This is a genomic window from Thalassobaculum salexigens DSM 19539 (assembly GCF_000423805.1).
Lineage (GTDB): Bacteria > Pseudomonadota > Alphaproteobacteria > Thalassobaculales > Thalassobaculaceae > Thalassobaculum > Thalassobaculum litoreum.
The window spans coordinates 1,008,685-1,030,795 of the sequence record NZ_KE384093.1 but is presented as its reverse complement, the minus strand read 5'-3'; the positions used below and the strand labels follow the sequence as shown (position 1 = coordinate 1,030,795).

The 22,111-nt window shown below is 67.4% G+C and carries 15 protein-coding genes; 4 read left to right on the top strand and 11 right to left on the bottom strand.

Annotated features, from left to right (window positions below):
- Both G578_RS25555 and G578_RS0109150 read right to left on the bottom strand, forming a co-directional pair.
- Positions 1-2,028 (bottom strand): type I secretion system permease/ATPase, encoded by a 2,028-nt coding sequence (locus G578_RS25555; protein ID WP_051244431.1) that lies wholly within the window; start codon positions 2,026-2,028, stop codon positions 1-3.
- A 94-nt stretch (positions 2,029-2,122) separates the two neighbouring features.
- The gene (locus tag G578_RS0109150) at positions 2,123-2,416 is read right to left on the bottom strand and encodes a hypothetical protein (RefSeq protein ID WP_038013942.1); all 294 of its coding nucleotides are present in this window, start codon (positions 2,414-2,416) and stop codon (positions 2,123-2,125) included.
- Between the two features lie 198 nt (positions 2,417-2,614).
- Here G578_RS0109150 and G578_RS29445 point away from each other — a divergent pair, with 198 nt between their 5' ends.
- A complete protein-coding gene (locus G578_RS29445; protein WP_156907245.1) occupies positions 2,615-6,175 on the top strand; it encodes a glycosyltransferase in 3,561 nt (1,186 codons plus the stop codon).
- 9 nt (positions 6,176-6,184) lie between these two features.
- On the opposite strand, the gene gghA is transcribed toward G578_RS29445, so the two are convergent.
- Positions 6,185-8,563 carry a glucosylglycerol hydrolase gene (gghA, locus tag G578_RS0109140; protein WP_028793972.1) on the bottom strand — a complete coding sequence of 793 codons (2,379 nt, stop codon included), beginning with the start codon at positions 8,561-8,563 and terminating at the stop codon, positions 6,185-6,187.
- A 205-nt stretch (positions 8,564-8,768) separates the two neighbouring features.
- Between gghA and G578_RS0109135 the strand changes: the two genes are divergently transcribed.
- The 3 genes from G578_RS0109135 to ggpS are packed head-to-tail and all read left to right on the top strand — an operon-like array spanning position 8,769 to position 12,165.
- Positions 8,769-9,890 (top strand): NAD(P)H-dependent glycerol-3-phosphate dehydrogenase, encoded by a 1,122-nt coding sequence (locus G578_RS0109135; protein ID WP_169400842.1) that lies wholly within the window; start codon positions 8,769-8,771, stop codon positions 9,888-9,890.
- On the top strand, positions 9,887-10,642 hold the full coding sequence (locus G578_RS0109130; RefSeq protein WP_028793970.1) for an HAD-IIB family hydrolase: 756 nt from the start codon (positions 9,887-9,889) through the stop codon (positions 10,640-10,642). Before G578_RS0109135 ends, G578_RS0109130 begins: the two co-directional genes overlap by 4 nt.
- Complete coding sequence (ggpS, locus tag G578_RS25550; RefSeq protein WP_051244429.1) at positions 10,639-12,165, top strand: glucosylglycerol-phosphate synthase; 1,527 nt, start codon at positions 10,639-10,641, stop codon at positions 12,163-12,165. The genes G578_RS0109130 and ggpS overlap by 4 nt, the downstream gene beginning before the upstream one ends.
- A 28-nt stretch (positions 12,166-12,193) precedes the next feature.
- Here ggpS and thiD read toward each other — a convergent pair whose 3' ends face one another.
- The 8 genes from thiD to tolB form a co-directional block, all read right to left on the bottom strand.
- Complete coding sequence (gene thiD / locus G578_RS0109120) at positions 12,194-13,006, bottom strand: bifunctional hydroxymethylpyrimidine kinase/phosphomethylpyrimidine kinase (RefSeq protein ID WP_028793969.1); 813 nt, start codon at positions 13,004-13,006, stop codon at positions 12,194-12,196.
- Between the two features lie 8 nt (positions 13,007-13,014).
- On the bottom strand, positions 13,015-14,376 hold the full coding sequence (glmM, locus tag G578_RS0109115) for a phosphoglucosamine mutase (protein ID WP_028793968.1): 1,362 nt from the start codon (positions 14,374-14,376) through the stop codon (positions 13,015-13,017).
- A 75-nt stretch (positions 14,377-14,451) separates the two neighbouring features.
- Positions 14,452-15,555 (bottom strand): dihydropteroate synthase, encoded by a 1,104-nt coding sequence (folP, locus tag G578_RS0109110; protein WP_028793967.1) that lies wholly within the window; start codon positions 15,553-15,555, stop codon positions 14,452-14,454.
- A 41-nt stretch (positions 15,556-15,596) separates the two neighbouring features.
- Positions 15,597-17,522 (bottom strand): ATP-dependent zinc metalloprotease FtsH, encoded by a 1,926-nt coding sequence (ftsH, locus tag G578_RS0109105; RefSeq protein ID WP_028793966.1) that lies wholly within the window; start codon positions 17,520-17,522, stop codon positions 15,597-15,599.
- The gene (gene tilS / locus G578_RS25545; protein ID WP_084618781.1) at positions 17,519-19,012 is read right to left on the bottom strand and encodes a tRNA lysidine(34) synthetase TilS; all 1,494 of its coding nucleotides are present in this window, start codon (positions 19,010-19,012) and stop codon (positions 17,519-17,521) included. Before tilS ends, ftsH begins: the two co-directional genes overlap by 4 nt.
- Entirely contained in the window at positions 18,910-19,902 is a 993-nt protein-coding gene (gene ybgF / locus G578_RS25540) for a tol-pal system protein YbgF (protein WP_051244420.1), read from the bottom strand. Before ybgF ends, tilS begins: the two co-directional genes overlap by 103 nt.
- A 144-nt stretch (positions 19,903-20,046) precedes the next feature.
- Positions 20,047-20,550: a peptidoglycan-associated lipoprotein Pal gene (gene pal, locus G578_RS0109090; protein WP_028793965.1), complete on the bottom strand. Its 504-nt coding sequence runs from the start codon at positions 20,548-20,550 to the stop codon at positions 20,047-20,049.
- A gap of 157 nt (positions 20,551-20,707) precedes the next feature.
- A complete protein-coding gene (gene tolB, locus G578_RS0109085; protein ID WP_028793964.1) occupies positions 20,708-22,051 on the bottom strand; it encodes a Tol-Pal system beta propeller repeat protein TolB in 1,344 nt (447 codons plus the stop codon).
- Positions 22,052-22,111: the final 60 nt, after the last annotated feature.

Here is a 22,111-nt window from a genome sequence, read left to right as displayed (position 1 = left end):
TCAGTCCTTGGTCGGATCGGCCGAAATGGCTCGAACGCTCTGCACCTGCAAGGAGGTCGCCCGGGCCTTGTAGGACGACGGCGGACGGACCACGGCGCCGCGGCCCCGCGGGCCCTTCGGCGCGTCGGGGGCGTCGTCCTCGGGGGTCGGCGGCTCCTGGATTTCCGTCGGTCCTTCAGCGTTCTGGGATGTCGCCCGGGGCGTCTCCTCCAGACGCTCGACGTCGGGCTCGGCCGCGACGGTGGGACCCGACTCGGAAGGCCGCCGCTCCGGCTCGGACGGACGCGGGCGCTGCTCTCGCCCGTCGGTAATCTGCGAGGCCGGTCCCTCCAGCGCCGGACGTCGGCCCTGCTGCAGGAAGGACAGGGTCTCGTCGCGCGGGCCGAAGCGCTGCACCGTACCGCCGTTCAGCACCAGGATCTTGTCCATCAGCGCCAGGGTCGACGGCCGGTGGGTGATCAGGATCACCGTGACCTTCGCCGCCTTCATCGCCTTGAGGGCCTGAACCAGCGCGTCGTCGCCCTGGCTGTCGAGATTGGCGTTGGGCTCGTCGAGTACGACCACCTTCGGCCCACCGAACAGGGCGCGGGCCAGGGCCACGCGCTGACGCTGTCCCCCAGACAGGAGCTGGCCGCCCCAGCCGATCTCGGTGTCGTAGCCGTCCGGCAGGCGCAGGATCAGGTCGTGCAAGCCGGCGAGCTTCGCCGCCTTGACGACCTCTTCGGGGTCGGGGTTCTCCTGCAGCCGGCCGATGTTCTGCGCCACCGTGCCAGAGAACAGCTCCACGTCCTGGGGCATGTAGCCGATATGTGCGCCCAGCGCCTCGTTGTCCCAGGAATAGATATCCGCGCCGTCGAGCCGCACCGAGCCGACGGTCGGCTGCTGCACGCCAACAAGCAGCCGCGCCAGGGTCGACTTGCCGGCGGCCGACGGGCCGACGATACCGAGCGTCTCCCCCGGTTCGACCTCGAACTGGATACGCTGCAGGATCGGTTTGGCCAGGCCCTGGGGCTGATAGAACAGGTTCTCCGCCGTGATCCGGCCTTCCGGATCCGGCAGCCGCATGCGTTCCGGCTGGTCCTGGGCGGTAAGCAGGGTCTGCTCGATCTGCCGGTAGGCGGTGAAGGCCTCGACCATGCCGCGGGCCTGGGCCACGCCCTGCTCGATCGGCTGCAGCGCGCGTCCGAGGATCAGCACGCTGGCGATCATCATGCCGCCGGTCATCGGCGTATGCGGATCGATGATCTGGGTCGCCGCCACCGTCATGATCAGCATCTGGATCAGCATGCGGGTCGACTTGGAGATCGCCAGGAAGATCGCGGCGCGGTCGCTCGCCCGGCTCTGCAGCGCCAACACGGCCTCGTTCTCAGTGAGGAAGCGCCGGATGACCGACTGGCGCATGCCCATGCTCTCGACCACCGAGGCGTTGCGTACCGCGGCGTCGGCGGCGGCATAGGCCCGGTTGGAATAGGCCTGGGCCTCGTTCAGGGCCGGGCGCGTCAGGTGATCGTTGGTCAGGCCGAGCGCCAGCATCACGAGCGCCCCACCGACCGCGGCCAACCCCATCGGCAGGTTCAGGTAGAGGATCAGCAGCAGGAAGATCGGCACCCAGGGAACGTCGAGCACCGTCAGCATCGCCGGTCCGGTCAGGAAGTTCCGCAGGACGGAGAGCTGGCGCAGGGCATTGCTGTTGGCCGTCTTCGAGCGGTCCAGGGCCTCGGCCACGGCGGACGACAGCAACAGAGGCGCGATCCGTCGGTCGATCCAACGCGAGATCCGCACGAAGGCGAAGGATCGCACGCTGTCGAGTGCCGCCTGAACGGCCAGCGCGCAGGCGGCGATCATCAGCAGCAGGAAGAGCGTCGACTCGCTTCGGCTGGCCAGCACCCGGTCGAAGACCTGGAACATGAACAGCGGCATGGTCAGCATCAGGAGATTGACGAAGAAGCTGAAAATGCCACAGGCGAAGAAGGCCGTGTAACAGGCCTTCAGCAGATTGTGGACGGATACTGGTTCTTGCTTCTTCATCGCGGCACCGACGTTTCCGGCCTCGTTGAGGCGGGGGCTTTAGCGCCCGAAAGAGTACCGCCGGCCGACCCCGCCAGCAGGGGTCTCCCTATATTCAATCTTCCGTAAACTTCGCGAGATCGATATCGCCATGCCGGAAGGGGATCCAGTACTTCGTCTCGCTGTTGTACTGAATGCCGTAGATGTTCGTGCAGAACACCTTGACCGGCGGCTTGGTCTCGCCGGATTCAGTCTCGGTTCGGGCGGCGTCGACCAGGTCCGAGCCTTTGAACTTCTCCCAAGCGGCAGCAACATCGCTCCGGTCCGCCTCGGGAAGGTCGTTGATCTCCATGGCGAGATCCCAGGTCTTCTCCAGGTCGTTCCAAAGATCGTCGAGATATTTACCCATTGTGTCGTCCGCAATCGCTATGGTGGCCGCATCATGGATGGGGGCCGATTTGGCTGTCTTGGCTTATAGCCAAACCAGCACATCCATTAAAAGGGAATTGTCATCCCCACGCCCGCTCCGGAGTGTGTTACGAAACGGGAATTGTTGCAAATCCTCAGTCGCCCGACGGAGACTGGAAGCCAATTGTCCGGATCGCCGATGCCTTCAACACCCCACACGCCCGCCGCCGATGAGGAGAGCGGGAATACTCCCCGACATGACAAGGTCGCTTCAACCGCCCTGCTGGTTCTCGGCATGCACCGCAGCGGCACCTCCGCCCTGACGCGTGTGGTCAATCTCCTCGGCGTCGAGCTGGGCACCGACCTCATGGAGGCGGCCGAAGGCAACAACGAACGCGGATTCTGGGAACATCAGGGCGTCGTCACCCGCCACGACCGGCTGCTGGCCGATCTGGAAATGCGATGGGACGACCCGCGCGCCATGCCTCGGGACTGGCTGACGCATCCGGCGACCCTGGCCGCCCGCACCGACCTGGAAGCGATTCTGGACGCCGAGTTCTCCGGTGCGGCGCTGTGGGGGGTGAAGGATCCCCGCATGTGCCGCCTGCTGCCTCTCTGGCGCGAGATGCTGGCGGCGCGAGGGGTGCGGATGACCGTGCTGCACATGCTGCGGCACCCGCTGGAAATCGCCCGCTCCCTGGAGCGCCGCGACGCCATGCCCCGCGGCCGGGCGCTGATGCTGTGGCTGCGCCATCAGATCGAGGCCCTGACCGCCAGCGACGGCGCGCGCCAGTCCTGGGCCAGCTTCGACCGGCTGATGGCCGGCTGGCGCGACGAGATGAACCGGGTGGACGGCGACCTGCACCTGGGCTTCGCCGGGCGAATGGACGGCGTCGGCGCCGAGATCGACGGGTTCCTCGATGTCGGGCTGCGTCATCATGCGCTGGACGACGATGTTCTGAAGACCGAGCCGGCACTCGCCGCCTGGGTCGGCCGGGTCTACGACGCGGTGCGCCTGGCCGATGACGGCGACCGGGAGACCGCCCTGGCGGCGGCCCGGGAGGTTCAGGACGAGATCGACCGCGCCTCGTACTATTTCGACGACACCTTCGCCGACTGGGCGGGGCGCGAACTGCGCCTGCGCGAAGAGATCGAGACCCGCGACGGCCGCATCCGACTGCTCGACGACAGCGTGCAGGAACGCGACGGCCGGGTGGCCGAACGCGATTTCAGGATCGCCGAGCGCGAACGCCAGATCGCCGAGCGCGACCGGACGATCATCGACCGCAACGATGTGATCGAGAGCCTCAACGGAACGATCGACGAACTGCGCGACGACATCGACGACCTTCAGCAGGAGGTGAAGACCCGCGACGGCCACATCCACAATCTGGCGGCCGCCCGCACTGAGCTTCAGGACCATATCGCCGCCCTGGAAGGCTCCACGTCCTGGCGCATCACCGCGCCGATGCGCAAGGTCGGCAACTGGGTGCGACGTCTGCGCCGTGTGACCCACACGCTCACCCCCGGCGAGCTGTTTCGCATGGACCATGTCGAGGGCGATGTCTGGGAAGCGACCGACACGTTCTCGATCATGGTGCTGCGCTCCAGCCGCGGCCGGATGCCGAGCGGGTGGGTCGAACTCACTTACTGCATCAAGGCCGACAAGATCGCCGCCCCGTCCCTGTTCGCGGATCTCGGAGCCGGCACCTCGGAGATCGACCGCAAGCGGCTGCCGGTGACCAAGGGCGAGACGGTCACCTGCTTCGTGCGGCTGCCCGACGACGTGAAGGGCCTGCGCCTCGACCCGATCAGCTGGAAGGGCCGGTTCGAGATGGGGCCGATCCGGGCGCGGGAGATCAGCCGCCTGGAACTGCTGCGGGTGCTGATCGCCAACGCCTATTCCCAGGAGGGCATCCGCCCGATCTTCGGCAACCTGCGCCGCGGCGGCGTCCAGGGACTCAAGGAATTCCTGATCAAGAAGCTGCCCAAGCCGATCGAGACCTATGACGACTGGCGCGACATGTTCTACGCGCTCACCGACAGCGACCTGGCGGCGATCCGGGCCCATGTCGCGCGTATGGCGACCAGGCCGGTCTTCTCCGTGGTCATGCCGACCTACGAGACGCCGCCGGCCCTGCTGGAGAAGGCGATCGAAAGCGTGAAGGCGCAGCTCTACGACGCCTGGGAGCTGTGCATCGCCGATGACGGTTCGAAGAGCCCGGAAACCCGGGCAATGCTGGAGCGCTATGCCGCGCAGGACCCGCGCATCAAGGTCGTCTTCCGCGAGACCAACGGCCATATCTCGGCCGCCAGCAACTCCGCCCTGGAGGTCGCCACCGGCGAATGGATCGCCCTGCTCGACCATGACGACGAGCTGACCGAGGACGCGCTGTACTGGATGGCCGCGAGCCTGGAGGCCGATCCCGACGCCGACATCCTGTACTCCGACGAGGACAAGATCGACGAGGAAGGACGGGTCTCCGATCCCTACTTCAAGCCCGACTGGTCGCCGGAACTGTTCCTGTCGCAGAACATGCTCAACCATCTCGGGGTCTACCGCCGCACGCTGGTCGAGAAGGCCGGCCGCTTCCGCGAAGGCTTCGAGGGCAGCCAGGACTACGATCTGGCCCTGCGGGTGCTGGAGCAGACCAGTCCGGAGCGGGTGCGCCATGTTCCGGCGGTGCTGTACCACTGGCGCATGGTTGCCGGCAGCGTGGCGCTGGGCACCGGCGAGAAGACCTATCCCTACGAGCGGGCCCGCAAGGCGATCGCCGAACATCTGGAGCGCAGCGGCGTGAAGGCCGAGGTCGTCGCCGGCCGCGACGGGCTGAGCCACCGGGTGCGCCCGGCCCTGCCGACCCGCAAGCCCCACGTCACCGTCATCGTGCCGACCCGCGACCGGGTCGACATGATGCGGATGGTCGTCACCGGGCTGCTGGAGAAGACCGGCTATCCGAACTGGGACCTGATCGTCGTCGACAACGGCTCGCAGAAGGCGGAGACGCTGGAATACTTCGCCGAGATTCAGAAGGACGACCGGATCACCGTCCTGCGCGACGACGAGCCGTTCAACTTCTCCCGGCTGAACAACCGCGCCGCCGAGCAGGCCAAGGGCCCGCTGCTGCTGCTGCTGAACAACGACATCGAGCCGATCGACGACGGCTGGCTGGAGGAGATGGTGCGCCAGATCCAACGGCCGGGCGTCGGCGCGGTCGGCGCGAAGCTCTACTATCCCAACGACACCGTCCAGCATATGGGCGTGACCACCGGCATCGGCGGCGTCGCCGGGCATTTCGACAAGCACCTGCCGCGCGAGGCCCCCGGCTATTTCAGCCGCGCCCAGCTGATCCACAACGTCACCGCCGCCACGGCCGCCTGCCTACTGACCACCAAGAAGATCTACAGGCAGATCGGTGGCATGAACGAGAACGAGCTGAAGGTGGCGTTCAACGACGTGGACTTCTGCCTGAAGATCCGCGCCGCCGGGCATCGCATCGTGCTCACCCCCTATGCCGAGCTGTACCACCACGAGTCGGTGTCGCGCGGCCTGGAGGACACCGCCGAGAAGCGCGACCGCTTCCGCGGCGAGATGATGTGGATGCGGAACAAATGGGGCGACGCGCTCGACGCCGACCCCTATTTCAATCCGAACCTCAGCCTGGATCAGGAGACCCCGACCTTCGCCATCCCGCCGCGGGTGCCCAAGCCCTGGGAGCCCGGCGACGAGGACAGCGAAGACCGGTCGGAATCCGCCTGATCGCCTCCGTCAGCGCCGGTCGGCGCTGCGGGTATAGAGCACGCCCATGCTGTCCGACAGGGTGATCGGCCCGCCGATGTAGTCCCCGCCGATCGGCGGGGTGCGCAGGGCGACGTTCCAACCGTCTCCCTCCAGACCTTTGATCGGCAGGGTGAGCGGGTCGAAATCCTCCATCGCCCCGCCTTCCAGATGGGCGATGGCGAAGACCTGCTCGCCGTCCGGGCCATGGCGCAGCGTGCCGAACAGCACCCGGCCGTCCACCGGTTCGCGATACTCGTAGACATCCTCGGGCCGCAGATTGTCGCGCAGCCACGGGCGGGCATGACGGAACGCCCGAAGACCCAGGTTGAACGCGGTCTGGCTCTCGCTCAGCGCCGCCTCGTAGCCCGACACGTTGCAGTAGTCGTGCATGTCGTCCATCCAGGCCCGGGCGATCTCCTTCAGGATCGGCACGGTGAACGGCGCCGGGCCGGCGAGCGGCGGGTCGACCTGGTTCAGCAGCGTGGCGATGACGTCCAGGTCGTAGCCGGTGACCTCGACCAGGGCGGGCAGGAACTCCATGAAGCGCACCAGGCTGTCCCGGTCCTCGAAGCCCATGGCCTTCAGCCGGCGGAACGCCATCGGCACCGAGTAGGAGTAGTTGTCGACCTGCCATTTCAGCGAGATCGCCTCCTCGGCCACCACCTTGACCCCGTACTGGTCGTCCTGGTTGCGGATGAAGCCCCAGCTCGCCCGCGCCGACGCGTTGAGAAAGTCCATCGGCACGCCGGGGAACACGCCGTAGGTGATCAGCGAGACGGCCGGATTGTCATAGGCCTTGTCGAGGATCTCCATCCGCGTGTCGCCCAGGCGGGTATTGACGTTGAGCTTGGGGTTGATCTGGGTGCCGCGGCGCAGGGTGTCGTGGTTGGCGCACCCCGAGATCCAGTGCGCGCCATGCTCCATGATCTCGCGGATCCGCCACCACTTGGACAGCCAGAACGTGTACAGGAACGGCGTGTTGTGGGCGAAGGTCAGCGGCCCCCACTGGAACACGTCGTCGTCGCGCTGGGCGTCGATCACCGCGCGGTAGGTCGAGGACAGCTCCCAGTCCTCCTGCGGCCAGGGACGACCATCCTCGAACACGAACCAGGGCCGGTAGCGGCGCCCCGCCACCTCCTGCACCACGTCGGACATGGACTGCAGGTACTCGTCGTCATGCACGACCTGCTCGGTATTGCTGTCCCAGTAGGTGAAGTCCTGGGCGCCGTCGACCCGGATGCCGTCGGCGCCGAAATTCGCCTTGCGCCGCTGCATCTCCAGCAGCACGGCGCGCACGATGCCGTTGCGGTAGTTGAGATTCTGCCCGTACATGTTCGGGCCGGCGAAATAGTGGTGGTTCAGCGCCTTCAGACCCTGGTTGTCGCTGTGGCCGAAGACCACGTCGAAGACCAGCTTCTTCGGCCCGCCCGGGAAGGTGTGCAGCACGGCGGCGAGGTCGACCAGTTCGTCCGGCCGTCCGGTCTCCAGGATCGCCGGGTTCACCGCTCCCATGCCGGCGATGACGATGTCGTAGCCCCAGTTGGTGGTGTTCGGACGGTGCAGCTCGACGGTGACGCTGTCGTCGTCGGGATCCGCGTCCGCGATCTCCTCCCAGAAGTCCGGACCGGTCTCGAACACCGTGGTCGGCTCCACCGGGAGCAGCTGAACCCCATCATAGCCGAGGAAGATCCGGTCCGCCGGTTCCACCGGCAGCTTCATGCGCACGCGCTCGGCGAGATGTTCGTACCGACGGGTCAGGCTGGCCAGGGTGCCACCGGCCGTCGCCGTGGCCACGTGGATCTGCAGGATGTTCACCGGAGGCCCGAGCTTGACCGGGTCGCCCTCCGGCAGGCTTTCGAAATAGGCCCGGTCGCCGCGCTGCGCCTGCATCGCCTCGATGTCATAGTACTCGGCCGGCGCAAAGACGCCGAACGGCAGCGAGGCGGCCAGCGGGTCGAGGATGCGGTGCCAGCCGTCGTCGTCGCGCCAGGCGAGCGCGTAGAACGAGCCGATCTCGTCGCGCGTGCCGGCCCGCATGCCCTCCACCGCGGCGAAACAGAACGCCTCGCAGCGGCCGATCGGAACGAGCTGGCGCTGCATCCTCAGGGTCTGGCGCGAGACGGTCAGGTCGACCGGCTCCTCCGGCTCCAGCACCTCCAGGAAGATGTCGCCGTCCGGAACCCGGCGGTCGAGCAGCTCCGGCGCCCAGAATCCGACTTCGCAGAGGCCGTCGCGTTTGTGGGCGCCGAGACCGCGGGCGATCTGAAGACCGGCATCGAAATGGGTGGCCGAGGTGTCGAGCGCGTTGCGGCACCACGCCACCAGCTCCCGTGTCCGTTCTTCGTTCTGAGTGACCGCGGTCGTCATCGCGATTCCTTCCTCTTCAAAGTGGTAAGGATGCCCCGCTGGACCAGCATAGTGCTAACCGGGAGAGTGCCGGGGGATCAACCCGGACAGTGCTGCACCGCAGCAACTGGGGAGCCGAAACCAGGCGTCAACCCTTGATCATTCCGCGCTGCGGTGCATGTTAGAAGGGTTGAATGATATCCTTGGAGATGCCCCCATACCCGATATGAACGCGTTCCCCTCCGACAAGAACGACGCCCTGGCGATCAAGAAATTCGCCGTGATCGGCGCCGGTGCCTGGGGCACCGCGCTTGCCATCACCGCCGCCCGCGCCGGCGCCGAGGTCACTCTCTGGGCCCGCGATCCGGCCCTGTCCGCCGCCATCAACCGCGACCGTATCAACGCCCAGCTGCTGCCGGGCTACGACATCCCCGACGCGGTGAGCGCGACCTCCGACATGGCCGAGGCCGTGGCCGGTGCCGACGCGATCCTGCTGGTCGTTCCCTCCCAGGCCATTCGCGATATCGGCGAGCGCGTGCATGCCGTTGCCGCCCCGGGCGTCCCCGTGGTCCTGGCCAGCAAGGGCGTGGAACGCGAGAGCGGCAAGCTGATGACCACCGTGGTGGCCGAGGCCATGCCCGGCCGGCCGATCGCCGTGCTCTCCGGTCCCAGTTTCGCCTCCGAGGTCGCCGGCGGCCATCCGACGGCGGTGACCATCGCCTCGGCCGATGCCGCGGAGAACCCGCAGGACGGTCTCGCCACACGGCTGTCCCTGGCCCTGGCCACCCCCTCCTTCCGCCCCTACATCTCCGACGACCTGATCGGCGTCGAGGTCGGCGGCGCGGTGAAGAACGTGATCGCCATCGCCTGCGGCATCGCCAGCGGGTCGGGCTTCGGTGCCAATACCTGGGCCGCGCTGATCACCCGCGGCCTGGACGAGATGAAGACCCTGGCCCAGGCCCTGGGCGGCCGGCGGGAGACCGTCACCGGCCTGTCCGGCATGGGCGACCTCGCGCTGACCTGCTCTTCGGAACAGTCGCGCAACATGTCCTTCGGCAAGGCGCTCGGCGAGCGCCAGCGTCAGGAGGATCTGCTCAGCAACCGCCGCAGCGTGGTGGAAGGCGTGGTCAACGCCGTGTCCGTCACCGACCTCGCCCGCAAGCTGGGCGTGGAGATGCCGATCTGCGAGGCGGTGCGCTCCATCGTCGCCGACGGCGTGGAGATTTCCGAGGCCATCGGCCGCCTGATGGAACGTCCGCTCAAGGCCGAGCCGGCGGCGATGAACATCACCATCCCGCACGGGAACGAAGACGACGTCGAGGACTACGTATCGGAGATGCTGCCATGACCCGGACCGACCCCAGCAAGGCGGACGTCGTCCTGGCGACAGATCTGGACGGCACCTTCCTCGGCGGCACCGACGAGGAGCGGTCCAGGCTCTACGCCACGATCGACGCGAACCGCGATCGGGTGTCCCTGGTCTTCGTCACCGGCCGCGACATCCCCTTCATCCGCGAACTGACCGGCGACGGCTGGGTGCCGAAGCCGGACTTCGTGATCGGCGATGTGGGCACCACCATCGTCCAGGGTGCGGATTTCGATACCGTGCCCGAACTGGAGGCCGATATCGCCCGGCGCTGGGGCGATGCCGGCGACCGGGTCCGCGAGATGCTGGCCGATGTGGACTGGCTGGACCTGCAGCCGACACCGTTCCGCTACCGCGTCAGCTACTACTACGATCCGGACCGGTACGACCCGGCGGTGGCCGAGCGCATCGAGGCGGCGGGCTTCGACTGCCTGACCTCGGCCGGCACCTATCTGGACGTGCTGCCCAAGGGCGTGAGCAAGGGTCCGACCCTGCTGCGGCTGGTGGATCATCTGAACATCGATCCGGACCGCGTGCTGGTCGCCGGCGACACCATGAACGACCTGTCGCTGTTCGAGACCGGGCTGCGCGGCGTCGCGGTCGCGAACAGCGAACCGGACCTCGTCTCGCGCGTTAGGTCCTTGGAGAACACCACAATCAGCCGCGGCAATGGCGCCGCCGGTATTCATGAGGTGATCGAAACACTGACAAGCCTTCGGGGGGCAGCGGCATGAAATCCGATCTGGTCATCGTCTACCATCGTCAGCCTTACGAGGAAGTCGAGGTCGACGGAAAGATCGAACTCCGGCCGAACAAGAGCCCGAACGGGATCGTGCCGACCCTGAAGAGCTTCTTCGGCGAGGTCTCTCATGGGTCCTGGATCGCCTGGAAGCTCCGCGAATACGGCGAGATGGCGGATTGGGAGCAGGTGGTCACCATCAGCGACGATTTCGGCGACTACAGCGTCTCGCGCCTCGCCCTGACCGCGGATCAGGTGAACAGCTTCTACGCCGTCACCTCCAAGGAGGCGCTCTGGCCGATTCTGCACTCCTTCGTCGACGCCTACGATTACGGCCCGGTGGACTGGCCGACCTTCCAGGAGGTGAACTTCCTGTTCGCCCAGGCCGCCGCCGAGCAGGCCGCCGACGACGCCATCATCTGGATTCACGACTACAATCTGTGGCTCGTCCCGGTCTACCTGCGGCAGATGAAGCCGAACGCGCGGATCTCGTTCTTCCACCACACGCCGTTCCCCTCGCCCGACGTGTTCAACATCCTGCCCTGGCGCAACGAGATCATGGACAGCCTGCTGCATTGCGATCAGGTGGGCTTCCACATACCGCGCTATGCGGTGAACTTCGCCAATGCCGCCCGCACCCTGTTCGAGGTCTCCGTCGAGGAGGAGATCGAGGTGGAGGACGGGATGTCGCCCCGCGGCATGGCCCTGTCCGAGCCGACGATCATCACGCGCCTCAAGTATCACGACCAGCACGTGAACATCGACGCCTTCCCGGTCGGCACCAACGTCAACTACATCGAGGAGGTCGCCCGCTCGGAGGCGACCGAGACCAAGCTGGCGGAGATCAAGGAAGAACTCGCCGGCAAGCGCCTGATCGTCTCCGTGGCCCGCACCGACTACACCAAGGGCACCAAGGAGATGCTGGAGTCCTTCGAGCGGTTGCTGGAGCGCCGCGAGGATCTGCACGGCGAGATCCGCCTGATGTGCGTCTCTGTGCTGGCGAACCAGAACATGGCCGTCTATCGCCGGGTGCAGGAGGAGATCGAGGGCCTGGTGGGCCGCATCAACGGCCGCTTCGGCACCTTCGAATGGACGCCGATCATGCTGTTCACCGGTGCGGTACCGCTGGAGGACCTGATCGCCTATTTCCGCGCCGCCGACGTGTGCTGGCTGACGCCGCTGCGCGACGGGCTGAACCTGGTCTGCAAGGAGTACTGCGCCGCCCGGATCGACGAGCAGGGCTGCCTGGTGATCTCCGAGTTCATGGGCGCCGCCGTGCAGCTCCCCTACGCGGTGATGACCAATCCCTATTCCGAGCGTTTCATGGATGCCGCCATCGACCAGGCGCTGGACATGAAACCGGAGGAGCAGCGCGCCCGCATGCAGATGATGCGCCGCAACGTGAGCCACTACGACATCGTGCAGTGGTCACAGCATACGATGCAACGCTTCGAAGAACTGGCGGAGAGCCGCGCCGGACGGCCGGTCAGCCACAAGAAGTCCGCCGCCGCCGAATAGATACGTCGGCGCCGGGCTTCCGACCGGCTCAGGCGCTTTCCTTGACCGTATGGACGTGGTTCAGCGGACCGTGCCCCGCGCCGTAGCCCGGTGCCGTGGCGATCGCCGTGGTCACGTATTTGCGCGCCCGTTCCACCGCCTTCTCCACCGCCAGACCCTGCGCCAGGCCGGTGGCGATGGCCGAGGCCAGGGTGCAGCCGGTGCCATGGGTGCTGGTGCCGGCGATACGCGGGCTCTTGAACGCGCGCACGCCGTCTTCCGTCGCCAGCAGGTCGACCACCGTATCCGACGACAGATGCCCGCCCTTGAGCAGGACCGCCGGCGGGCCGAGCGACAGCAGCATCTCGGCGGCGTGGTGCATGTCGTCCACGTCCTTGATCGTCATGCCGGTCAGCAGCTCCGCCTCCGGCAGGTTCGGCGTCAGGAGATGGGCGCGCAGGATGAGCCGAGCCTTCAGTACCTGCATGGCATCCGGATCGAGCAGCGAATGGCCGCCCTTGGCGACCATCACCGGGTCGACCACCAGCGGGACATGCATGGCCTTCTCTTCGATCACGTCAACGATCGTGTCGATCACCGGCCCGGAATGCAGCATCCCGGTCTTGATCACATCGGCGCCGAGGTCGTCGAACAGCAGGTCGAGCTGCTGACGCAGGAACGGGATCGGCACCGGATGGACACCGAAGACACCCTTCGTGTTCTGCGCGGTCAGCGCCGTGACGGCGGTCATCGCGTAACCGCCGAGCGCGGTCACCGCCTTGATATCCGCCTGAATACCCGCCCCACCGCCGGAATCGGACCCGGCGGCAATCAGAACACGCCCTCGCATCGACCTTGGCATGACCGCTGTCACTCCGCCGCTCTGGTTCCAGTTTGCTCGATTGCGTCCACGACCCGATCGACCGCGGCCACCACTTCACCTTCGTCGTCGCCCTGGGCCATGACCCGGATAAGCGGCTCCGTACCCGACTTGCGGATCACCAGACGTCCGGCATCGCCCAGCTTCGTCTTGCTCGCCTCGATCGCCGCCTTCACCGGATCGGTGGCCAGCGGATCGCCGCCGGCGAAACGCACGTTGCGCAGGATCTGCGGCATCGGCTCGAACACGCGGGCGACCTGGGACAGCGGCTTGTCCGCGCGCTTCATGGCGGCCAGCACCTGCAGCGCCGCCGCGAGGCCGTCGCCGGTGGTGCCGTGGTCCGACAGGATCATATGCCCGGACTGCTCGCCGCCGACGTTGTAGCCGCCCTCGCGCATCGCCTCGAGCACGTAGCGGTCGCCGACCTTAGCGCGCACCAGCTCCAGCCCGATGCCGTTCAGATAGCGCTCCAGCCCGAGATTGGACATCACCGTGGCGACCACGCCGCCGCCGCTGAGACGTCCGTCCACCAGCCACGAGCCGCCGATCAGGCCGAGGATCTGGTCGCCGTCCAGCTTGTGGCCGGTCTCGTCGGCCAGGATCAGCCGGTCGGCGTCGCCGTCCAGGGCGATGCCCACATCGGCGCCCTCGGCCTCGACCCGGGCCATCATCGCTTCCGGCGCGGTGGCGCCGCAGCCGTCGTTGATGTTGAAGCCGTCCGGCGACACTCCCATGGGGATGACCTCGGCGCCGAGTTCGAACAGCACGCGGGGGGCCGCCCGGTAGGCAGCACCGTTGGCGCAGTCGATCACAACCTTCACGCCGTCCAGGCGCAGATCGCGGGGGAAGGTCGACTTCACCACCTCGATGTAGCGGCCCTGCTCGTCTTCCAGGCGCCGGGCCCGGCCGAGCGCGTCGGAACCGGCCAGCGGCAGGGTCTGCCAGCGGGCCACCATCTCCTCGATCTCGGCCTCGACCGCATCGGACAGCTTGTAGCCGTCGGGGCCGAACAGCTTGATGCCGTTGTCGTAGTACGGATTGTGCGAGGCGGAGATCATGACGCCGAGATCCGCCCGCATGGACTGGACCAGCATCGCCACCGCCGGGGTCGGCATCGGGCCGACCAGCACCACGTCCATACCGATGGAGGTAAAGCCCGCCACCATCGCCGGCTCGATCATGTAGCCCGACAGCCGGGTGTCCTTGCCGATGAGAACCAGGTTGCGGCGGCCGTGGTCGGATCGGAACCGGGCGCCGGCGGCCATGGCTACGGCCATGGCGGTCGCCGGTGTCATCGGCTCGGCATTGGCGCGGCCGCGGATGCCATCTGTTCCAAAGAGTGTACGGGCCATGGGCGCTTCAGAATCTTTCGATCGTTTCGACATTTATAACGTATTGCATCTTTAAAGGGGATTAACGCGTCGGGCTCAACATTCCCGCAGGATCGCCCGCCGCAGAGCGAAGGCCTGTGCCGTCTCCGCCGCATCGTGTACCCGCACCGTCTGGGCGCCCAGGTCGGCGCCCGCCAGGGCCAGGGCCAGCGACCCGGGCAAGCGGTCATCGGCCGGCTCGCCGCGGGACAGGACCGCGATGGAGCTCTTGCGCGATCCACCGAACAATACGGGCCTCCCGATCCCGTGCAGCAGGGCCAGCCAGGCCGTCACCTGTATGTTGTGGATCGCGGTCTTGGCGAACCCGAAGCCCGGATCGACGACAAGCCGCTCCCGGGCGATCCCCGCCGCCTCCGCCGCCGCCAGACGGGCGCGGAGCTCGTCATAGACCTCCAGCGGCGCGCACTCGTAACGCGGGTCGGCCTGCATCGTTCCCGGCTCGCCGCGCATATGCATCAGAATGACCGGACAGTTCCGGGCGGCCAGCAGCGCCGGAGCGTCGGGATCGTGGGTCAGCGCGGAGACGTCGTTGACGATCGAGGCTCCGGCGTCCAGTGCCGCCCGCATCACCGGCGCCTTTCGGGTATCGACGGACACGCAATGCCCCTCGCCCGCCAGCACCTCGATCACCGGCACGACCCGGTCGATCTCCTGGTCGATCGACACCTCGGCCGCGCCCGGACGGGTGGACTCCCCGCCGATGTCGAGGATCCGCGCCCCTTCTTCGGCGAGCCGGCGGCCCTGGCCGATGGCGGCGTCCCGCGAGGCGAAGCGGCCACCGTCGGAGAAGCTGTCCGGGGTGACGTTGACGATCCCCATGATCGCCGGCCCGTCCGTGCTCCAGACGGGGTCACGCGGCGCGGTCAGGCGGTCAAGCAGTCCGGACGGCAGGATATCCGGATCGAGATCGGCCACCGGCACGGTCTGCAGCCGCACCGCGTCGACATCCCGCCGGATCAGATCGAGCGACCGGAAGGCAATGGGTCCGCCCGCCAAGGGCAGGCCGTCGCCGGCCGCCACCGCAGCCTCGGCGGAAGCGCCGTAGACCAGGTCCGCGGGGCGGGCATATCCAGGCTGTGGAAGGGCAGATACCGAGAGCCCGCGCCTGGGCGCGGGCTCGAAAATGATGGGCAGTGTCATGGGAGAGACCCTCTCCGGTGGGCAGACCCTAGCCGGGCAGGTCAGTCGCCGGGTTGCGGATCGGGCTCCATGCCGCCACCGGGCGCGGTGCCGCCGGTCGGCACCGAGGCGCGCCGGCCGGGGCCGCTCGGCTTGGACGGCTCGTCGCGGCCGCCGCGATCGATCGTCCCGCTGGCCAGCAGTTCCTGAATGTCGTCGCCCGACAGGCTTTCGTATTCCAGCAGGCCCTTCGCCAGGGTGTGCAGGTCGTCCATGTTCTCTTCCAGGATCCGGCGGGCGTCGTCATACGCCTCGTCGGTCACCCGGCGGATCTCCTCGTCGATCACATTGGCGGTCGCGTCGGAGACGTTCTTCTGCTGGGTCACCGAATGGCCCAGGAACACCTCCTGCTGATCGGCGGAGTAGGCCAGGAAGCCGAGCTTGTCGCTCATGCCCCATTCCGTGATCATCCGGCGCGACATTTCCGTCACCATGCGGATATCGGAGGAGGCACCGGTGGTGATCCGCTCCGCACCGAAGATCAGATCCTCGGCAATCCGGCCGCCACAACCGACCCGCAGGTCGGCTTCCAGCTTCGCCTTGGAGAGCGAGATCCGGTCGCCTTCCGGCAGGCGCATGACCATGCCCAGGGCACGGCCGCGCGGGATGATGGTCGCCTTGTGGATCGGGTCGCTGTCCGGGCAGTGCAGCGCGACGATGGCGTGACCGGCCTCGTGATAGGCGGTCAGCTTCTTCTCCTCGTCGGTCATGACCATGGAGCGGCGCTCCGAGCCCATCATGACCTTGTCCTTGGCTTCCTCGAACTCGGCCATGCCGACCACGCGCTTGCCCTTGCGGGCGGCGAGCAGCGCGGCCTCGTTGACTAGGTTGGCGAGGTCGGCGCCGGAGAAACCGGGGGTGCCGCGGCCGATGGTGCGCGCGTCCACGTCGGGGCCGAGCGGCACCTTGCGCATATGCACCTTCAGGATCTTCTCGCGGCCCAGGATATCCGGGTTCGGCACGACGATCTGGCGGTCGAAGCGGCCCGGACGCAGCAGCGCCGGGTCGAGCACGTCCGGACGGTTGGTCGCGGCGATCAGGATCACGCCCTCGTTCGCCTCGAAACCGTCCATCTCGACCAGGAGCTGGTTCAGGGTCTGCTCGCGCTCGTCGTTGCCGCCGCCGAGGCCGGCGCCGCGATGGCGGCCGACCGCATCGATCTCGTCGATGAAGATGATGCAGGGGGCGTTCTTCTTGCCCTGCTCGAACATGTCGCGGACACGACTGGCGCCGACGCCGACGAACATCTCGACGAAATCGGAGCCCGAGATGGTGAAGAACGGCACATTGGCTTCGCCGGCGATGGCGCGGGCCAGCAGCGTCTTACCGGTACCCGGAGGGCCCACCAGCAGACAGCCCTTGGGGATCTTGCCACCCAGACGCTGGAAGCGCTGCGGGTCCTTCAGGAACTCGACGATCTCTTCCAGCTCGGATTTCGCCTCGTCGATGCCGGCAACGTCGTCGAAGGTGACTCGCCCGGTCTTCTCGGTCAGCAGCCGGGCGCGGCTCTTGCCGAAACCCATGGCCTTGCCGCCGCCGCCCTGCATCTGGCGCATGAAGAAGATCCACACCGCGATGAACAGCAGCATGGGGAACCAGCTCAGCAGGATCTGGAACAGCCCGGAGGTGCCCTCTTCCGGCGGGGCCGCGGAGATGCGTACGCCGGAGGTGTTCAGTTTCGGGACCAGTTCGGCATCCTGCGGCGCATAGGTCTGGAAGGTGCTGCCGTCGGAGAAGCGGCCGGAGATCTGCTGGCCCTGGATGGTGACCTGGTTCACGCGCCCGCTCTCGACTTCGGACAGGAAGTCCGAATAGGCGAGACTGCGCAGGCCGGTACGCGGGGAGGATCCCTGGAACAGATTGAACAGCGCCACGAGCAGGACGCCGATAATGATCCAGAGAGCAAGATTCTTGCCGAAATTGTTCACGTCTTCAGCCTTCCATTGGCCATCGGCCCATCGATCCGTCGCTCACGCGTCGCCAGCAGGTGGATCACCACCCCAAATTGATGCGAGTCGGGCGCCCTCCGTTCGCCAAGCACAAGGTGGGGGAGCGCAACCACCCCGTCAAGGTCAGTCACAATCGGCCAGGCGAGTCTGGCCGGGTGCGGGAGGGCGCGCGCGGCGTCCGGAAGCCGCGCGTCCAGACCTAAACGCTTGATCCGCCGCCAGCCCTCCGCCCCGCAGGGTCCGACATTTATCGGCGCCGCCGTTTTGTTGCGTATGAGGAAGCGACCGTCCCAACAGGCCGTCTGTCCGCCCGGTATGCACAGCGGCGGCGCGCAGGCCACTTCCTCGCGCATCACGGTGAGGGTGTCGCCGTCGATCTGGAGCAGGCATCCCCGCAGGGTCCGACGCCGGGCGGCTGCCCCGTCCGCCAGCCAGTCCATGAGCCCGGCCATCGCCGCCGTGCCGGGCGGATACCCCGCCGCGCCCGCTATCCGCAGCACGGCGCGCAGTATCGCAGCGGTGAAGTCCGGCGGCGCCGCGTCCAGGGCAGCGCGGTCGAGCCTGCAGGTGCCACAGGGATGGATCACGGCATGGCGCACGAGCCAGCCTCGCACCTCCCGGTCCATGGCCCGGCGCGCACAGCCCATGGCCTCCGCCAGACGGGCCAGCCGGTCCGCCGTCAGGCCGACCGCGTCCAGGGCCGGCCGCAGCCGCCGCAGGTCGGCCCGCGTGAACCGAGGGTCGGCATTGGAGGGGTCCTCGGCATAGGCGAGGCCGGCGACGCGGCAGGTCGCGACCAGACGTTCCTTCGGCAGCGTCAGGAACGGGCGGACGAGCCTGATCCCTCCCCGCCACGTCACCGGCGCCATGCCGGCCAGCCCCTCGGGACCGGTATCGCGGTCTATGCGGTGCAGCACGGTCTCGGCCTGGTCGTCGCGATGATGGGCCAGCAGCAGGGTCGCCGCACCGGCGCCGTGGCAGGCCTCCGTCAGCAGCGCCAGCCGCGCCTCCCGGGCCGCGGCCTGAAGGCCCGCCCTGGGCTTGCGGCCGTTCCAGGCGAGTATCCGATGGGAATGCCCCAGCTCGGCCGCCCGTCGGGCAACCTCGGCGGCCTCCGCCGTCGCCTCGGGGCGCAGGCCATGGTCCACGGTCAGGACCAGCAGCGGCCGCTGCCGGAGCCGCGACCACCGATCGGCGAAATACAGCAAGGCGGTGCTGTCGGGCCCGCCGGATACGGCCAGCGCGACCGGTCCATGGCGGTCCGAGGCATCCGGCTGCTCGTGCAGGACGGCGTCCAGCAGGGCTATCCCGTCCCGCTCATCCAGCGGGGCGTCGGCCCGGTCCGTCTCCTCCCCGGCGGCCGAGACTATCCGCCGCAGTTCAGCGCCTTGGTCTCGTTGATCATGCGGCGCTTGATGTTGGTGGGCGCCTTGGGGAAGTCCTCGTTGAGCTTGGCGAAGGTCGTGCACGCCTCCTCCTTGCGGTCGATCCGGGCCAAGGCCATGCCGAGCTTCAGAAGATTATCGGCCGCCTTTGGGCTTTTCGGATAGCTCTGGTAGCCCCCCAGAAACGCGACGGCCGCCTCTTCGTAGCGTTCGCGCGCGTAGTACGTCTCGCCGAGCCAGTACTGGGCGTTCCCGGCAAGGGGATCGTCCGGATGGGCCTCAAGGAACGCCTTGAAGGCCGCTTCGGCGGTCGGCAGATCGTGTTTCACGAGATGGTCGAAGGCGGCCTTGTACTGGTCCTCGACGGACGCGTCCGCCGGCAGCAGCGCCGTCTGGGTGGCCGCCGTGTCGCTCGGCGGCGGCGTGGTCGCCTTCAGGGTGGAGAGATCGTTGCCCGTGAGCGTTCCGAGATCCTGCGGCTTCGCACCGGTGGTCGGCCCCGTCGTCGATCCGCCGGTAGTGGCGGGCGGCGTCGCCTCGGTGCGCGGGCCAGTCTGGCCGGTGGCGTCCTGCTGACCGGATGCCGCACCGGCATCGCCGCTCAACTCGCGGAAGCGGATGTCGGTGTCGGTCTGCATTCGGTCCATGCGGTCGGAGACGTTCTGAACCTGATAGCCCAGTTCCTCGACCCGGCCGGTGACCCGGCGCAGATCGGCCTCGATCTGCTGCAGCCGAATCTCGATCCGCGCCAGCGGCGAGCCGCCGACACCGTCGGGCTGGGAGAGCTGGGTGGTCTGGTTCGCCGTGACCGAGGCGGGCGGCTGGCCGCCGGCATAGACCGACCGCTGGAGATCGGCCAGTTCCCGCTCAAGCCGTGCCATCCGGTTGAGCAGGCCGCTGACGTCCTGCTGCGCGGAGGCGACCGTCGGAACGGCGGCGGACAAGAGGAGGATCAACACTACGAAGCGCATCATGGTCCCAGTCTCCAGGATGCTCGCGGCGGAATTATGGCGCGGTGGCCAGAATGCCGCCGCAACCGCTCCGCCAAAACGAACCGGTCAAAAAAGAACGGCGGCGCCCTGTCTGGGCACCGCCGTCCATTACGCGATCGCGAACCGTCAGTTGAGGACGGTGACGCCGCGGCGGTTCTCGGCCCAGGCCTGCTCGGTCGACGCCGGGTTCACCGGACGCTCCTTGCCGTAGGAGATGGTGTTCAGACGGCTCGGGTCGATGCCGAGGGAAACCATGTAATCCTTGACGGCGGAGGCGCGACGCTCGCCAAGCGCCAGGTTGTACTCGCGGGTGCCACGCTCGTCGCAATGGCCCTCGATGGTGACCGACGTGCTCGGATACTTGCGCAGGAAGAACGCCTGACGCTCAAGCGTCGTGCGGGCCTCGCCGTCAAGAGCGGAGCTGTCGAAGTCGAAGAAGACGCGATCGCCAACATTGACGACAAAATCTTCGGCGCTACCCGGAGCCGGACCGGTCGGGGCCGTCGCCGTGGTGGAACTGGTCGGCTGCACGTTGCCGCCCGAACCGGTATTTGCCGACTCGTCGGGTGCGGTCTCGCAAGCGGCGAGCAGCGCGACGGCAGCAAATACGCTGAGAAACTTGATGCGCATGATAGGTGTGTCCCTCTGGAGAATTCTGTGGTGCCGGGCGCCCCGCCCCCCTCGTGGTCCAAATGACCCGGCCTGTCCGGGCCCGGACTCGTCGAGCCGGACTGCACAGTTTCCCGACAGCCGACCACGAGCGTTTTTCCTTATAGCTTCTAATTGATTAGCGAAGCAAGGGGCTCCACGCCGGATCGGATGCATCCAGGGGGGTGATCACCTCCCGTTCGTTATAGCCGGTAAGGTCGATCGTGTACAACTTTGAGGTGCCACCGCGGCCGCTCCGGTCGGACGGCGTCTGCTTGAAATACACCAGAACGCGCCCGTTCGGCGACCAGCTCGGCGCCTCCACGAGGAAGCCCTGGCTGAGCAGACGCTCGCCGGACCCGTCGGGCCGCATCACACCGATGTGAAAGGTGCCGCCGGTGATCTTGGTGAACGCGATCAGATCGCCACGCGGCGACCAGACCGGGGTGGCATAGCGGCCGTCGCCGAAGCTGATCCGCTTCACGTTCGAGCCGTCGGCCGCCATCGTGTAGAGCTGCTGCGAGCCGCCGCGGTCGGAGTTGAACACGATCTGGCTGGCGTCCGGCGCGTAGGTCGGCGACGTGTCGATCGAGCGGGTGTTGGTGAGCTGCGCCACCCGTCGGGTGCGCAGGTCCATGGTGTGGATGTCGGTCACGCCGTCCTTGGCCAGGCTCATGATCACCCGGTTTCCGTCCGGCGAGAAGCGCGGCGCGAAGGTCATGCCCGGGAAGTCGCCCAGGACCTCCTGCTGTCCGGAATCCAGGTTGAAGATGTAGACCCGCGGCCGGTTCTGGTAATAGGCGAGATAGGTGATCTCCTGCACCGTCGGCGAGAAGCGCGGGGTCAGCACCAGGGTGTTGCCATCGGTCAGGAACTTATGGTTCGCCCCGTCCTGATCCATGATGGCGAGCTGCTTCTTGCGCCGGTTCTGCGGGCCGCTCTCGGCGATGTAGACGAAGCGGGTGTCGAAATAGCCGTCCTCGCCGGTGATCCGCTTGTAGATCATGTCCGACACGATGTGCGCCGCCCGGCGCAGGGATTCCTCGATCGCCGTCAGCGAAGTGCCGGTCATGTATTGTTCGGCGAACACATCCCATAGGCGAAATTCTATCCTATATTGTCCCGGAGAGGGGATCGTCACCCGGCCGTGAACCAGGGCCTGTGCGCTGATCTGACGCCAGTCGCCAAATCGCGGCGGCGTGTCGAAATCGAGATCGCTCTGGATGAACGCCTTGGGGTTGATCGGCTTGAACAGGCCCGAGCGCTCCAGATTCGAGGAGATGATCTCGGTCATGGTCCGGCCGACCCGGGTGGCCTCCACGCCCTCGCCCTTGAAGTCGGCGATGGCGACGGGCAGCGGGTCGACCCGGCCCTGTGTGATGTCGATCCGCAGCTCGCTGCGCGCCGGAGCGGCGAACCCGCCGACGCCGGCCGCGCCGACCAGACCGGCCAGCGACAGGCGGGCCAGATCGCGCCGTGACATGGAGACGTCGACGGTCGGGCGCGGCGGACGCGGCGCGGTCACCGGTTCGGACGACAGGGG

What these genes read in the sequence shown, in the direction of transcription:
- G578_RS25555 (WP_051244431.1), bottom strand. Translation starts at nt 2,028, where the DNA reads ATGAAGAAGCAAGAACCAGTATCCGTCCACAATCTGCTGAAGGCCTGT.
- G578_RS0109150 (WP_038013942.1), bottom strand. Translation starts at nt 2,416, where the DNA reads ATGGGTAAATATCTCGACGATCTTTGGAACGACCTGGAGAAGACCTGG.
- G578_RS29445 (WP_156907245.1), top strand. Translation starts at nt 2,615, where the DNA reads ATGCCTTCAACACCCCACACGCCCGCCGCCGATGAGGAGAGCGGGAAT.
- gghA (WP_028793972.1), bottom strand. Translation starts at nt 8,563, where the DNA reads ATGACGACCGCGGTCACTCAGAACGAAGAACGGACACGGGAGCTGGTG.
- G578_RS0109135 (WP_169400842.1), top strand. Translation starts at nt 8,769, where the DNA reads ATGAACGCGTTCCCCTCCGACAAGAACGACGCCCTGGCGATCAAGAAA.
- G578_RS0109130 (WP_028793970.1), top strand. Translation starts at nt 9,887, where the DNA reads ATGACCCGGACCGACCCCAGCAAGGCGGACGTCGTCCTGGCGACAGAT.
- ggpS (WP_051244429.1), top strand. Translation starts at nt 10,639, where the DNA reads ATGAAATCCGATCTGGTCATCGTCTACCATCGTCAGCCTTACGAGGAA.
- thiD (WP_028793969.1), bottom strand. Translation starts at nt 13,006, where the DNA reads ATGCCAAGGTCGATGCGAGGGCGTGTTCTGATTGCCGCCGGGTCCGAT.
- glmM (WP_028793968.1), bottom strand. Translation starts at nt 14,376, where the DNA reads ATGGCCCGTACACTCTTTGGAACAGATGGCATCCGCGGCCGCGCCAAT.
- folP (WP_028793967.1), bottom strand. Translation starts at nt 15,555, where the DNA reads ATGACACTGCCCATCATTTTCGAGCCCGCGCCCAGGCGCGGGCTCTCG.
- ybgF (WP_051244420.1), bottom strand. Translation starts at nt 19,902, where the DNA reads ATGATGCGCTTCGTAGTGTTGATCCTCCTCTTGTCCGCCGCCGTTCCG.
- pal (WP_028793965.1), bottom strand. Translation starts at nt 20,550, where the DNA reads ATGCGCATCAAGTTTCTCAGCGTATTTGCTGCCGTCGCGCTGCTCGCC.
- tolB (WP_028793964.1), bottom strand. Translation starts at nt 22,051, where the DNA reads ATGTCACGGCGCGATCTGGCCCGCCTGTCGCTGGCCGGTCTGGTCGGC.